Annotated in this window: 9 protein-coding genes; 3 read left to right on the top strand and 6 right to left on the bottom strand. The window is 40.8% G+C overall.

Translation table 11 applies throughout. From position 1 onward, the window contains the following. Window positions 1-28 precede the first annotated feature (28 nt). Window positions 29-2,830, top strand: a complete 2,802-nt coding sequence (locus N473_RS00635; protein WP_063366293.1) for a tetratricopeptide repeat protein — start codon at window positions 29-31, stop codon at window positions 2,828-2,830. 31 nt (window positions 2,831-2,861) lie between these two features. Here N473_RS00635 and N473_RS00630 read toward each other — a convergent pair whose 3' ends face one another. The 4 genes from N473_RS00630 to N473_RS00615 all read right to left on the bottom strand — a co-directional run bounded on the left by N473_RS00630 (window position 2,862) and on the right by N473_RS00615 (window position 8,184). Beyond that, window positions 2,862-4,121, bottom strand: coding sequence for a hypothetical protein (locus N473_RS00630; RefSeq protein WP_063366292.1), 1,260 nt, complete (start codon window positions 4,119-4,121; stop codon window positions 2,862-2,864). A gap of 512 nt (window positions 4,122-4,633) precedes the next feature. After that, entirely contained in the window at window positions 4,634-5,311 is a 678-nt protein-coding gene (locus tag N473_RS00625; RefSeq protein ID WP_063366291.1) for a DUF4386 domain-containing protein, read from the bottom strand. Between the two features lie 150 nt (window positions 5,312-5,461). Continuing rightward, window positions 5,462-6,595 carry a helix-turn-helix domain-containing protein gene (locus tag N473_RS00620; RefSeq protein WP_063366290.1) on the bottom strand — a complete coding sequence of 378 codons (1,134 nt, stop codon included), beginning with the start codon at window positions 6,593-6,595 and terminating at the stop codon, window positions 5,462-5,464. Between the two features lie 428 nt (window positions 6,596-7,023). After that, a complete protein-coding gene (locus N473_RS00615) occupies window positions 7,024-8,184 on the bottom strand; it encodes a serine hydrolase domain-containing protein (RefSeq protein WP_155735490.1) in 1,161 nt (386 codons plus the stop codon). A 259-nt stretch (window positions 8,185-8,443) separates the two neighbouring features. Between N473_RS00615 and N473_RS00610 the strand changes: the two genes are divergently transcribed. Further along, a complete protein-coding gene (locus tag N473_RS00610; protein WP_063366288.1) occupies window positions 8,444-9,502 on the top strand; it encodes a Kelch repeat-containing protein in 1,059 nt (352 codons plus the stop codon). A gap of 111 nt (window positions 9,503-9,613) precedes the next feature. Here the strand turns inward: N473_RS00610 and N473_RS00605 are convergent, their stop codons facing one another. Together N473_RS00605 and N473_RS00600 are read right to left on the bottom strand one after the other, a co-directional pair. Further along, window positions 9,614-9,844 carry a hypothetical protein gene (locus tag N473_RS00605; RefSeq protein ID WP_039609295.1) on the bottom strand — a complete coding sequence of 77 codons (231 nt, stop codon included), beginning with the start codon at window positions 9,842-9,844 and terminating at the stop codon, window positions 9,614-9,616. 473 nt (window positions 9,845-10,317) lie between these two features. Beyond that, entirely contained in the window at window positions 10,318-11,406 is a 1,089-nt protein-coding gene (locus N473_RS00600; RefSeq protein ID WP_063366287.1) for a hypothetical protein, read from the bottom strand. A gap of 525 nt (window positions 11,407-11,931) precedes the next feature. Between N473_RS00600 and N473_RS00595 the strand changes: the two genes are divergently transcribed. Then, the gene (locus N473_RS00595; RefSeq protein WP_063366286.1) at window positions 11,932-14,052 is read left to right on the top strand and encodes a TonB-dependent siderophore receptor; all 2,121 of its coding nucleotides are present in this window, start codon (window positions 11,932-11,934) and stop codon (window positions 14,050-14,052) included. Window positions 14,053-14,062 lie beyond the last annotated feature (10 nt).

The following is a 14,062-nucleotide window of genomic DNA, read 5'->3' as shown; positions in this document are numbered from 1 at the left end:
TGTGTGAGCACAAATAAAGGTTGTTGAGATGTTCGAATTAGCCTTGAAGAAACCGGTGGCTTTGATTTGCATTACGATGTTACTTGCAAGCTTTATCAGCGCTGCGAATTTATCTAATGAGCAAATACTTAAACGAATTGAAAGTAGCCAAAACGGTGAAAAAATCGAAGCCATTATTGATTATGTGGCACTTAATTTTCATTACAAAACGAAGCAAGCATTGGCGTATGCTGAGCAGGGCCTCGTACTTTTGGCACAAAACCCTAATGATGACCAATCGGCAAGGTTACTCAGTCACCAGGCCCGAGCATATATTTCATATGGGGATTTAGACAAGGCCAATGCAACGGCGTTAGCGGCGCAACAGTATGCAAAAAATAGTGCTTTGAAGGCCAATGAAATACGCGTGCAACTTGTCCTTGCAGACATTGCAATACGCCAGCGAAAGTATGACTTGGCCAGAGCGCGGTTAATTGATGTGATGGAACAAACAGCGTCAGCTGAAGATGAGCGCTTTTTAGCAAGCGCTAAGCGGCTATCTGGAAACTTGTACAGCAAAATTCGAGATTATGAAGCGGCGCTTGGCAGTTATTTGCATAGCTTGAGCTTGTATCGGAAGCTTGGTGAAACGCAGCTTTCTGCATCAATTCATCAAAGTCTAGCCTCACTATATCGCAGAATGAATTTGTACGAAAAAGTCTTATTTCACCAAAATAGAGCGATACAGCTTTCTCTCACACTCGATAATTTAAATCAACAATCCATATTTTACAGTAATATGGGCACATATTTTGATGAGGTTGGTAAGTTTGAGAAAGCCATCGAAATGCACTTAAAGTCTTTGTCCATTAAGAAAGAGCTTGGTTATAAACTGGGTATGATCCATACCTATAATCGACTTGGTAGTGTGTATCGTGAGGCTGGTAAGTACCAAGAAGCAGAAGACGTTTTAATGCAGGCGATTGCGTTAAAAAAAGAAATTAATCGACCGGACCCCAATATCTCTACCTTTCTCGACCTAGGGCGTTTGTACATTGACACTGGACAGCTTGATTTGGCGCAAAGCTATTTAGAGCAAAGCATACCGCTTTACCAAGGCTCTCCTTGGGAAGATAGAATCGCTGAGATATATCAGGCATTGGCGAAGCTTTATGTGCAGAGAGAGCAGCCTCAAAAAGCGATAGATGCGTATATGGTCGCGATAAACATCGCCCGAGAGCATGAGAGAGAACCTTTGCTCATGGATTGCCAGCTAGAAGTGGCTCAGATTTTTGAAAGTTTGGGTATGCATCAACAAGCTTTGAGCTACACGAAAGGGCATTTGGCGTTAAAAAATAAGTGGGAAGAGAAAAACAACCAGTACCGGATAAGTGCTTTGGCGATTGAATTTGGGGTAAGTGAAAAAGAGCGTGAAATCGCAAGTTTAGTACAACAAAACCGCATTAAAGATCTGGAAATAGAAAAGCAGGCTGTGCAGCAAGTGGTCTTTTTAATAGGCATGCTGTTTTTATTCTGCTTTTTCTCATTTAGTTATTTTTGGCGCACTAAAAACAAGCAACTCAAAATTGAGCAAACGGCGCTAAAACAGGTGAGTGAAGCTAAAGAGCGGCTTAGTCATGCGCTTTGGGGAAGTGGCGATGAGTTGTGGGACTGGGATCTGCAAACAGGGATGATCACAAGAGATAATCAAATGAATAAGCTCTGTTTACCCTGTGAGCATATTGGTTTTGATTTGAGTGCAATAAAAACGAGTGTTCACCCTGAGGACTATGAACAGCTTTATGCTAAGTTTAATCGACATTTGCAAGGCGACAGTGATTTTTATCAAGTAAATTATCGTGTTATGACTAAAAGTGGCAGGTGGTTGTGGGTGCTAGATAGAGGTAAAGTGACTGCCAGAGCGCAAGATGGTACGCCCTTGAGAGTCAGTGGTACGATAAAAGATATATCAGATATCAAAGCGTCCGAACTTGCGTTGGCTGAGCTTAATGCAACGCTTGAAAAGCGAGTAGAAGAGCGTACCTTGAGTTTAAAGCAATCCAGAGATGAGCTTTCTGAGATATTAGATGAGTTGACATCCACCCAAGCCAACTTAGTTGAAGCACAAAAAATGGCATCTTTAGGCCGTTTGGTCGCAGGAGTCTCTCATGAATTAAATACACCACTTGGCACAACGGTGACCGCAAGCTCTATTTTGTTAAGAGAACTATTTGAGTTTAAATCTAAACTAGAGGCCAGTAAGTTGACTCTCACTGATACGAAAGCATTTATAGATGTGTCTTTGTCGAGTATTGAACTTATCGACAGCAATACTGAGCGGGCTGCACAATTGATCAAGCGTTTTAAGCAGGCCTCAGCCCATGAATATGTCAGCAGTGAAAGTCGTGTTGACCTCAAAGCCTGTATTGAAGGCTTTATTGGCTTCCATGGCAAAGATACAGATGTCATGGTGAACATTGATTGTCCGGACAAGTGTTATGTCCAGTGTGACTCACAAGCTCTAGCAAAGATATTTGAAGACCTGTACTTAAATGCCTACTTACATGGTTTTGAAGGGAAAAGAGGGCAAATATCTATAAAGGTGACTGTAGACAATGAGCAGGTGACATTACGATTTTCCGATAATGGCAAAGGCGTGGAGCAGCAAGCTGTGGCGCATATGTTCGAGCCATTTTATACAACAGCACGACATCAAGGGAAAGTAGGGCTGGGTTTATATATGGTGTTTAATCTGGTCACATATGTGTTGCAAGGGAGTATTCGTTATTGTCCAGACTACGAATCTGGTGCTTGTTTTGAAATCATGTTCTCAACCGGTGGCGCACATTAACGGGCCCCTCTCGAGGCCACAATATGTCGAGTTATTGGGGGAGTACTGCTGTCAAAAAGTCATTTGTTAATTGCTTGCCTTTTTCAGTGCAAGTGTCACCACCTTCTTGGGCTGCTGTTATGATGTTATAACTATGACTATCAATCACGCCGTGTTGATACATCAAGTCATAGTCTTCCTTAAAGAATTGAGCACCAATAAGAAGAACAGGGCCGTACAACTCTGTTAATAGATGAGTAGGCTGCAATGCAAGGCATTCATAAGATTTAAATAGCGCCGCAACGCCACCAATGGAAACGCCTGAATCATTTTGAGCTTGAGCCATTAACTTGCCCATCATTGCAAAAAGAGGTCCCTTATCTTTGTCATCTTTCAATTTTTGGGGGGGAGCAAGGAATTTCATACGGTCATGCATAGACTTTGCTAGGAACTCTATATCCGCTTCAGTTACCATTGCTACGGTATACGGGTTGGGAAGTTCTCCTAAAGTGCCAGAATAAGCGCCGTTGGTTGGTATGAATGAGGTACCTATTTTTTCTCCAACAGGAGTAAAGCCAATTACAAGAGCAAGCAAAAGAGTTTGCATCGTAAATGCGGCTGCAAACAATGGCCATCTAAAAGGCACCTGTTTGACGGGCAATTCTTTATTGGCTTTAAAGCCTGTGTATATGGCGAGGAACATGCCTATTGCGGGGATGAGTCCGGTTGCAGCTGCTATCGCAGCCCCTTTTTTGATATTTCCATAACCGCAGTAATAGGGACCACTACCAAAAAAAGCGACCCAATTAAACTTACTTTTGTTGGTGGTTTGCTCCCCCTCAAAAGGTGGCTCTGGTTGGCGATTATCGTCCATTTTTATCTGATCTAGCTTTGCTTGACTTGCGTCCTTTAGAGAGCTGGCCAGTGAAGAGGCTTTACTAAGTCCACCTTTAAAGTGGTTGCCCAAAGAATCAAAGCTTTCACCCACGGCTAAGCTAGGACGTTGCTCAGATTGTTTCATTAGGTGATCAACTTTTTCCTCGACAGCGATTAGCTTTTCATACAAGTCCGCCAGTTGGGCTTTAGAGGGGTCCAGTTTAGGTGTCGTTCGATTAACTTTTATCCCTGACTTTTCTAAAAAGGTTTCAAGTAGCTGCACTTTATCTTCTGAGCTTTTGACAACAGGTTTGCCTTCAAAAAATGCATTGATAATTTCAGGGCTCAGTTTTAATCGATTCGTGAGGATTTTTTCAGCGTCGTCTAAAGAGGTATCACCAAGCAGGTCTTCATAAACTAAATAATAGTACTTCATAGCAACTAACTAGCTGTCCTTATCTATATGAGTTTAATAATTATTATTGTAACAAGTACATTTTTTCATTAAATAATATAATTAATCAAGATAAATATATTTTTTAATTATCTGGTTTTGTTTAAAGTTAAGGCATTTGCGGAAGTGAGTGCGTTTTTTAGGCTAAAATATTTATATAATAAATACATTAAATATTGAGTGCTTCAATGCCCGTTTGGTTAAAAATCAAGTATGCTGTTTGGCTGAATTATCACCTTATATCGTGTCAGGGGGTGTGCTGCAATTTCGGCATTGCAAGGCGCTTCCAAATACCCTGACTTTTGGCAGGTTAGCATGGGGTGCTAGATACTGAGAGCCACCGACCACTTTTAAAGTTATTCCCTTATTTATTTTTAATATTAGATTTTTTATAAATTAATGCTGAAATGGAGCTGCTATAAGGGTGATTGTGATGAATGAGGTTAAAACAGAAAAAGGAAGCCGTATTTAGCTTCCTTGGTGGGTTTTATTAATTAAGATTGGGCTTTTGGCTTAGTGCTCAAATCAAAACCTTTGAAAATCATCCAAAGAGGGAGGATTAATTCGTATAGGCCGCCAGGGATATACATCCAAGCACCAGAAAAATCGAGGCCAAAGTAGTCAAAAGCGACTTTTAGTAGAAGTACTGTGTAACCAATCATGCCAAGTACTGAAATGGCTCTTGGAATTAGGCGGTATTGGTATAAAGTGATGTTCAGTAAAAAGCCACATAAGCCTAAAGAAAACATCCCCATTAAAAAGCCAAACCAACGCTCAGATTTTAATGCACTGCCCATCATGTAAAGGTATTCGCTCGATACATCTGGGTTTTCAATGACTTGTTTACCCATGGCAATCAACGTCATCAGCGTTACTGCACCGGTGATCAAGGTTGCGCCTTCAATTAAACGACCACTGACGTACCCGATGGCAACGCGCTCACTGTATTGTCTGATGGTCGGATAAATCAGAATTGACATGCCAATAACCGCAGCGCAGTTAATAAACTCTAATAATGCCGCAAACGCCAGTGACGATCTGTTCAGTGCAGCTTGCTCTAAAAAGTCTGGCTTAGTGAGTAGCTCATAGATGATGGAATCGGCATACATGAATGAGCTGGTAGAGATGAGGATAAGTAATCCGGCAATGCGTGTCGCAAGTAAAGTAGACATAAATAAAACCCTTTTTATTTTTGGCTTGCCGACATGTTTTTATTTAAGTGTGCATGTCGGCAGTGCGTTTTTAAGATGGGTCTATTGTTGTCGTAAATTGTGTTCAGGTCGTCCTAATGGGCCCGTTCGGTCTTTTTATTCGTATATTTTTTAGTGAGTTACTAAAGTGGCTTGCTTCCTATATAGCGAAGGGGTTAATCCTGTTGCTTTTTTAAACGCCGTGTTAAAGGTCGACTTTGAATTAAAGCCGACTTCATATTGAATAGTGGACACGCGTTTATCGGTTTCTTGCAGTAACTTTTCAGCCGCAGCAATCCGATACCCGTTAACAAACTGGAAAAAGTTGGTTTTTAGTTGCTGCGATAAGGTCTCAGAAATATGGTTTTCACTGACACTGATGGCCTTTGAGAGTTTGTTTAAAGATAGTTCTTCATCCATAAATAGCTGCTGATTAATCATAATATTCTTCAGCGCTTCTGATATCGTATCCATTGTATCTTGGCTCAATGTAGCAACTCTGGATTGCACCGATATAGGCTGTCCTTTGTCTTCTTTAGTTAAAATAGGCTGATTAAGCGCTAACTGTGCAAAAGCCAGTAAGACGGCAGCTTCAAAAAATGGTAAAAGTTTTAACCATGGCAATTTCCATCCTGTTAATGTTGGAACATAAGATAGAGAGTAGCAAAGCCAAACAATACCCCATAGTACCAGCATGACTCTGAACCAATCCAGCGACCTTGATTCTATTTCAGCAAAACGTTCCATCAACTGCTGACGGTGACTAGCATGTACTTGCAGTGCTTTGATGAAATAAAAGGCATTAAACACCATAAATACCACCATATTTGCGATACAAGTGTATAGGGCAACTTTAAAATGTTCTGGGTTACGTGTTGCAGGATCTGCCAAAGCGAGCTTTTCCACAGATGTAAATCCGAGGGCAAAAGGCAACATTACAGCGATAGCGACCACAGGACCAATCATGGCTAACGCATAGCTTTTCTTGGAAATAGAGAGGTTTGGTGACATGGTTGCACAGGCATAAAAAAATAAGGCAGGGCCCAGCAAAATACGCACTGGCATCTGCATACCTACTAATGCAGGGAAGTATTGATATGCACCAGTATAAATCACGAGTTCTCCGCTGACATGTATCAATAGCAGGAATAAAAGCGCGATGAGATAGGTTGTTTGCGGCTGTTTCGGTTTGTTCACAGCTTGTACAAGCGCAAGTAAGATCACACCCCACATACTGGAATAGATGACGGTGTCTAGAACATCCATAATTTCCCTAATACTAGATATAGTAGATTAAACTCGCTGTATATTAAGTATGTGTAACGCTGGTGTAAAGTTTTGCGGGGCGAGTTTTTAGGTCTTTATTAATAACTTAATTAATTTAAAAAATTGATTTTATTAATTATTTTTTTCACTACTCGCAAAGAAAATAAAGGTACTTCCTTTTTGGGTAATAAAAGCGACTTGTTGCGTCGCTGCAAGCGAAGTAGTTAACTTTGCTATCAAGTTTATCCCTTTGACTTAAAATCGTAATTTGGTGTCTAAAAAACTTACATATTTGCTTTTTACCATAACTGTATGCGTATATTGATTGGCGCAGCGCGTTTGTACCACTCAATATACGCGTAAGATATAACTAATCAGGTATGTTTTTAGCTGTTTATGTAATTGGGTAAAAGTAAGCTCGGCTGACACTACTTCTTCATAAGCTCGAATAGTTTCATTTGCATTTCTTTGTAGATTGGCATAGTCGTCGCTTTCGCTCTTCCTGTCGCGTCAGGGATTAGCTTCGATGTATTGTAGACAAAAAGGTGTCCTGTTTTAGCTTCTGGATTTATGAACATTGAGCTGTAAAAGTTTTTTTGGCTGCCCGTGTGTCCAATATAAGTTTGATTAAAATGCTGTCGGATAAAAAAGGTGAGACCGATATGTCTACTTTTGTTAACTCCAGTATTCAGTTTAGGTTGCCACATTTCTAATAAACTCGCGCGCTTTAGTATTCGCTCATATGTGGGGTTACTTTGATCGCCTATTAAAAATAATACATACTTGGCCATGTCGATGATTGATGCGTTAATCCCACCGTTTGCGCTTGTGACGCCGGTATTAAATTCGGGTCCGCCCGCAATAAACTCACCATTCTCAAAAGCATAATTGTTAGAGCGATATTCACGTAAATGGTATGGTGTTGCATTAAAATAAGCATGGTGCATCTCTAGCGGTTTAAAAATATTTTTATCAATGTAACTTTCTATACTATCGCCCGTGATCCGCTTAATTATCTCTCCTAAGAAGTTAATACCAAGATTAGAATAACTGTATTGGCTACCTGGATTAAACTTGATTTCGGAATAGGGCATCATGGCGACAAGCTGTGAAAACTCAGTGGGCTCATGTGGTTGCCATGATTGTGTTTTAAACGGAAAACTAGACATACGCAAACCCGCACTGTGAGTGAGTAGATGCTCAATTGTTATGTCTGCTGTATTGTCATATGGATTATGGAGTTTTGCTATTTCAGGTAAATACTGAATAATCGGGTCTGATAACTTAAGTTTTTTTCTGTCCCGGAGCTGCATAATTGCGATACCGGTAAAGGTTTTTGTGATTGAAGCCCAGTGAAATAACGTTCTTTCATTAATCATGTAACCCTTTTCCTTGTCAGCCAAGCCAAAATAGAGAGAGTCAGTAACTTTACCATCCGCAATAAACATAGCACTACCGCCGACAACCCCCAGTTCTGAGAGTTCTGATTGGAAGTAATGACTCGCTGCCTGCCAACTTTGTGCTTTAGCGATACTATGATTAAACAATGACAGCAGCATAATGAGCAATACTAGGGTCGATTTAGTCACTTTAAGTCCTTATTTTTATTGTTTTTAATAAGTGTACATGTTTCTGGGACTTATTTCGCCTATAACTAGGCTGTTTACATACTGGCGTTACAGTAATAATGAGCTAGGTTGTGTGGTGTTTAACTGAATTTCCAGTGCTTTAGCGTATTTATATCTACAATTGTATGGAATGTGTTATTTATCATAAGTCGTGCGTTGATATTGATCCCCCAAATGACATTGTCGGTATAATTTTTAAAGCCCAGTTTAAGGAGTACCAATGCGTTTTTTGTCTTCAAAAGTGAATTTAGTGATGCAATGCTGCATAGTGTTAAGTGGTTTATTTATAAGCAATGCATGGGCGAGTCAATATGCCACAGAAAATGATCGTTACACTTGGCAAGAAGCGCCTAGTTTACCCATCGCTTTTCAAGAAATTTATCCTTCGGTATTTAAAGAACGCATCATTGTTGGAGGAGGGTTTACACCATCCAAGTCACCTTCTTTTTTTGGGCTCGGGCCCAGTAAAGAGGTTTATCTTCTTAATCCCCCCACAGGCCGTTGGCAAAAAGCCCCGTCTTTACCAGAGCCACGACATCACATTGGTATGGTGAGCAATCGACATTATGTGTATGGTATTGGTGGCTACACTGGACCAAAAAGTGATGCTTGGCAAATACAAAGATCCGTATTTAGATTGGATGGTAAATTTCAACAGTGGCGATCAGGGCCGTCTTTACCTATTCCTTTAGCCGAGTCAGTATATGCGAATGTGGGGAAGTACATTCATGTTATCGGTGGAAAAACAATCTCATCTAAAACTGGTGAAAAAGTTGATTCGAATGCGCATTATGTATTAGTTAATAATGCTTACTGGCGCAAAGCAAAACCCCCCTCAATTAAGAGAAGCTCTGCTGCAAGTGCGGTGATAGGCGATAAAATTTATGTTTTTGGCGGACGCACTTTGGATGAGGGGAGTAAAAACCTGAGTTATGCTGAGGTATATGACACAAAAATGGACACTTGGACTGAGATAAGCCCTTTACCTGTTGCTTCCGCAGGGCTTTCAGCCAGTGTATTGGATGGTAAAATTATCGTAACGGGCGGTGAGGTGTTCGGCCCGAATCATCAATGGGAAAAGGGAGAGGCATTCGACTCAGCTTGGAGTTATGACCCTAAAACAGATAAGTGGTCAGCGCTTCCTGACATGCCGCAAGCGCGTCATGGACATGGATCCGTTACGCTGAATAATACTTTATTCTTGATTGGCGGAGCCGCAAAAGTTGGCCCACAACATACGTTACAAACGACACTGTCGTTGCAAAGTAGCAGTAAATAGTCGAGTTCATTAAAGAGCAACTCCTGAAGTGTGTGGGTTTTCTCATAGCGGAAATATAGAGTTGAGCGTCGGTTTACACAAAGTAAATAGGCTCAACTCCACCGTAATTTGTTATCTATATCTTCTTATTTGCCTCATGGTGGCTTTGCCGCCCTCAACTCGTTCGCAATATGCCGCAGCTCGATAAGCAAAATCATCATCGAAGGTATAGAACTGCTCGTGCCACAGTAATACGCCATTTTTGTGGCAAAATACCTCTAACCCGCCAGGTCCAGCAAGCGCTTTGGCTGGTATCGTTGAAACAACGGCTGTGGTTAGTGCAAAAATGAGTGTTTTTATCATCACATTATCCTTATTAAAAATGATTATCATTACTGTTTGGAGCTTTATCTTAACTAAAATTGGTGGATTGTAAATAGGAAATGATGGCATTATTTTGTCGGCGTATAACGTTATGACGTAGGCTGGAGGAGTTTTTTAGGCTTGAAGCCTATGTGGATAACGGTATTTTAAATATAAAAAAAGTCTAGATGGGCATCGAGTTTTACGTTTTAAATTTAATTTAACTAGCTGTTTTTTATTCTTATAATTTTATTTTAATTGCCAGTTTACCCCCTCCGTACTCTCAAACTTAACTGATCACATAAAATTATTTTATCTATGCTATTGGCAATTAGCAGTGGTTTAATTTGGTTGGTAACAATAGAAACCCAATGCAAATATTGACTGGTGTATCGTCACTCATCTTTACTCGACAACATTGTCCGACTCTGGCACAAGTGTACTAATTTTGCGCTCAGAGTCGTGGCACTGACTTATAAATCCGTAGTTGTGTATTTATCAAACGTCATATCTGTTAAGGGAGCACTTTGTCTTATTGCCACAGTATTGGCTGGTGTATTCGCTAAAAATACGGTTTGTGCGCCGTCAGTAAAGCTATCGTTATGAATACACTGAGGGCGGATAGCAAGTGCGCTTCCATCATTGGGTACTTCAAACACGGTAAAGTGAAAATGTTGAGTAGTCACGGTGCGATAATAACCATCTTCGTGGTTTATATCTCGACGTCGGCCAAGTAAAATACGGGATTTAGTGGTTCGCTTAAAAACAGTATCTTGCCCTGTAGCAGGTAGCCAAATATGCGGGAATGGGTGATGTTCGACGAATAAACCGCCCCCTTTGTGGGCACCAAATTGATATTCGGTTACGTACTCAGGAAGCTTTTGATCATATTGGATCCCCCACAAGTCTTGTGTAAATCCTAATGCAAATTCCTCTTTGGGTTTTAATAAAGTACCGCCATAGTACGCAAGTGTTTGTAAATAAGCTTGTTGAGACTGCGGATCGTCGTTATAGCTTAGGACAGGGAATTCTAGATTATCACTATCGCAAATTAACTGTCCTGTACTACCAAACACATTAGAGGCGCCATCCAGTCCAGTGATCCCTGCGCCACTTGTCGCAGAAGCCCAAAAACCAGAAACGGCGAGGGCATGACAGCTTCCAGGCGGGTTAAGTGTCGCTTCATCGTGCAGTTTGTTTAAACGAGTAATCAGATCGGCTTCTGGATTTAATGGTGCACGATCGCTTTGAACAACTAAATTCTTGGCTTCTGGGTCTAAATGGACAAGGGTACCTGTCCTGATTGGGCCGAATAACCCTGTGGTGGTCAAAAGTAATTGATCATTTGCACAGCGATTCAGTACAGCGCCATTCAAAAATTCAAAGTTATTGTCTAAATCAGTTTTACTAACGCCGACATCTACATTTTTCCACCGTTCTTCGTGTCGCTGATTTTCTCGATATTGTGCTAATGTTTCTCCCCCAACAATGGGATGAGGTTTTTCGCAGGCCGATAAAGTTAGGGATTGGTCACTGGTTTTTTTAGGGATGACATGAGACATGATCTTGCTCCTTCAGTTTGACGGTTACTTACATACAGTGCTTTATTTTCAGCCTTAGAAAGCAAAGCACTGTATGTAAGTTAGAGCAAGTTCAAGATAAAAAACCATTACGCTTGATTACACCATAGACGTGTAATGACACGCTTAACATTGAATATAGCTGCGCAAAGATAAATATGGCTTTAATGTTTTAATAAATAAAGTGATTGAGTATTGATTGCATGTGATTTTTAAAATTTATATCGAGTGATAATAAGCGGGTTGACTTAGTAATTAAGAGGGTGGCTTTTAATGTTGATAATTAACTTTAGATTTAATAAATGCGTTTATTAATCTGATTTTTCCCATTATCTATGGCTATTAAAGTTATTATATTTTTATTTGATATAATATAGCTTAAGCTGCGAAATCATAGACTTACATTGTTAGATTGTCAGTGCGTTGTTGCGAATAGATCTTAACAGCGACAGGAACACATGTTAAAGTACCTAAAAACGTTATAACATATCAAATAAAGGATTTGTAATGAAACCCCTTAACTATGCTTGTCGTTTAAGCGTACTTTCTCTTTCACTTGCCGCTATTTTCTCTGCTCAAGCTCAAAATAGTATTGAAACAATCGAGGTTAAAGGTGAGCGCCAAGCTTATCGTGGTGAGTTTGTGCACCTTGAAACACCTGAATCTATTTTTGAATTTGATGCGGAGCTAATTGAAAATACCGGACTGACCGATCTGACTGATGTACTGGATATGTCAGCGTCAGTGAGCCGCCAAAACAGTCTTGGAGGTTTATGGGATAGCTATGCTATTCGAGGGTTCTTTGGTGACGAAAATGTACCAAGTGGTTACCTTGTTAATGGCTTTAATGCTGGCCGCGGTTTTTCTGGGCCGCGTGATGTATCAGGTATTGAGCGTATTGAAGTATTAAAAGGGCCAAAAGCGGCGTTATACGGCCGAGGTGAGCCTGGCGGTTCTATTAACTTAGTAACTAAAAAAGCAACATTTGAAGACGCAAGTTCTGTGCAACTTACCGCTGGTAATCGTGCGCACCGCCGCTTTGAAGCAGATATCAATACCGTGATCTCTGATGACGTTGCCGGTCGTTTTATTGGGTTTTATCAAGAAGAAGACAGTTTTCGTGACACCATAGAAACACAAAAGCAGGGCTTGATGGCCTCTTTAGTGTTTGAGCAAAGTGAACGTTCACGTATTTCCTATGATTTAGAGTATGCTGAGCAAGAGATCCCATTTGACCGCGGTATTATTGCTATTGGCGGTAACTTCGATTTCATGCCGATTGAGCGCTTCTTGGGTGAGCCAGGAGACGGTCCTACAACTACGAGTGTATTGGGGCATCAATTACAATGGACTTATGACCTTAACGATACATGGGAACTGAGCTCTGCTGTGGCATATCGCCAAACTGAGCTAGATAGTATTTCCAGTGATGCGGAAATTGCGCCTCAATTCCAGAAGTTTTACCTTGATGGTCAAACCTTAGCAAGACAGCATCGAGAGCGCCGTTATGATACGGACCAATATGTGGTGCGCTTTGAAGTGGCAGGTGAGTTTGAAACAGGGTCAATTACTCATAATATTATTGCTGGTATTGACTATGACAGGTTTGAATACGATAGAGCATACTTGGTTGCCAGAGGCGCGCCGTTAGCAACTAATCCATCAGATCAGGATATGTATGCCATCAATGTTCATAATCCAGTATATGGTCAAGTAACAGCTGGCAAACGTTTACCAGCGATTGTTCGTCAACAAAACCAATGGGCGACAGGTATTTATATTCAAAATCAAATCGAGCTGACAGATGCACTGCAAGTGCGCCTTGGTGGTCGTTTTGACTCTATGACGCAAACTTTAGATGATAAAGTTAGGAACTTTGAGACGGACCAGTCTGAAACGCGCTTCAGCCCGCAGCTAGGTGTCGTGTATCAAGTAGCAAACAACTGGTCTGTATATTCTACCTACGGTGAAGGGTATCGTTTAAATTTTGGTGCTGATGTCAAAGGCAATACATTCGATCCAAATGAAACAGACTCTCTAGAATTTGGTAGTAAATGGTCGTTATTAGACAATAATCTAGATATCACACTTGCATACTTTGACAGTGAGCAAAAAAATATCATCGTTGTTGACACTGTATCAGGTGGTCAAAGTGCGATTGGTAAAGCGAGTAGTGCAGGCTATGAATTAGATATTGCCGGTCAGTTGCCTGCTGATATCGAAGTGAGATTCTCCTACATGTACCTAGATGCACAGGTAGAAGAAGATTATGTGGATACAGGGATCTATGCACCTATTAAAAGAGGGGACGATCTGTTAAACATTCCTGAAAACTCAGCAAGCTTGCAAGTTAGCCAAGATTATTTGATCAGTGGTAATGCTTTGACGATTGGTGCAGGTCTTCAGTATGTGGATGAGCGACTAGGTCAGCGTGGTGCTGATTTTTACCTTCCTTCTTACGTGACCGCTAACTTATTCGCTAACTATGACATTAACGATCAGTGGACGGTGAAAGCACAAGTCCATAATGCCTTTGACCGTACACATTTCACTAACTCGTACACTCAGTTTTGGGTACAACCTGGTGAACCTCGTAAGGTCCTGCTGTCAACCTCTTATAAATTCTAAAACAGACAGT

This window comes from Pseudoalteromonas luteoviolacea CPMOR-1 (assembly GCF_001625685.1).
Taxonomy (GTDB): Bacteria; Pseudomonadota; Gammaproteobacteria; order Enterobacterales; family Alteromonadaceae; genus Pseudoalteromonas; species Pseudoalteromonas luteoviolacea_K.
Note: the sequence above shows the minus strand (reverse complement) of the source record. Positions and strands in the feature narration are given on the sequence as shown.

What these genes read in the sequence shown, in the direction of transcription:
- N473_RS00635 (WP_063366293.1), top strand. Translation starts at nt 29, where the DNA reads ATGTTCGAATTAGCCTTGAAGAAACCGGTGGCTTTGATTTGCATTACG.
- N473_RS00630 (WP_063366292.1), bottom strand. Translation starts at nt 4,121, where the DNA reads ATGAAGTACTATTATTTAGTTTATGAAGACCTGCTTGGTGATACCTCT.
- N473_RS00605 (WP_039609295.1), bottom strand. Translation starts at nt 9,844, where the DNA reads ATGATAAAAACACTCATTTTTGCACTAACCACAGCCGTTGTTTCAACG.
- N473_RS00625 (WP_063366291.1), bottom strand. Translation starts at nt 5,311, where the DNA reads ATGTCTACTTTACTTGCGACACGCATTGCCGGATTACTTATCCTCATC.
- N473_RS00610 (WP_063366288.1), top strand. Translation starts at nt 8,444, where the DNA reads ATGCGTTTTTTGTCTTCAAAAGTGAATTTAGTGATGCAATGCTGCATA.
- N473_RS00595 (WP_063366286.1), top strand. Translation starts at nt 11,932, where the DNA reads ATGAAACCCCTTAACTATGCTTGTCGTTTAAGCGTACTTTCTCTTTCA.
- N473_RS00620 (WP_063366290.1), bottom strand. Translation starts at nt 6,595, where the DNA reads ATGGATGTTCTAGACACCGTCATCTATTCCAGTATGTGGGGTGTGATC.
- N473_RS00600 (WP_063366287.1), bottom strand. Translation starts at nt 11,406, where the DNA reads ATGTCTCATGTCATCCCTAAAAAAACCAGTGACCAATCCCTAACTTTA.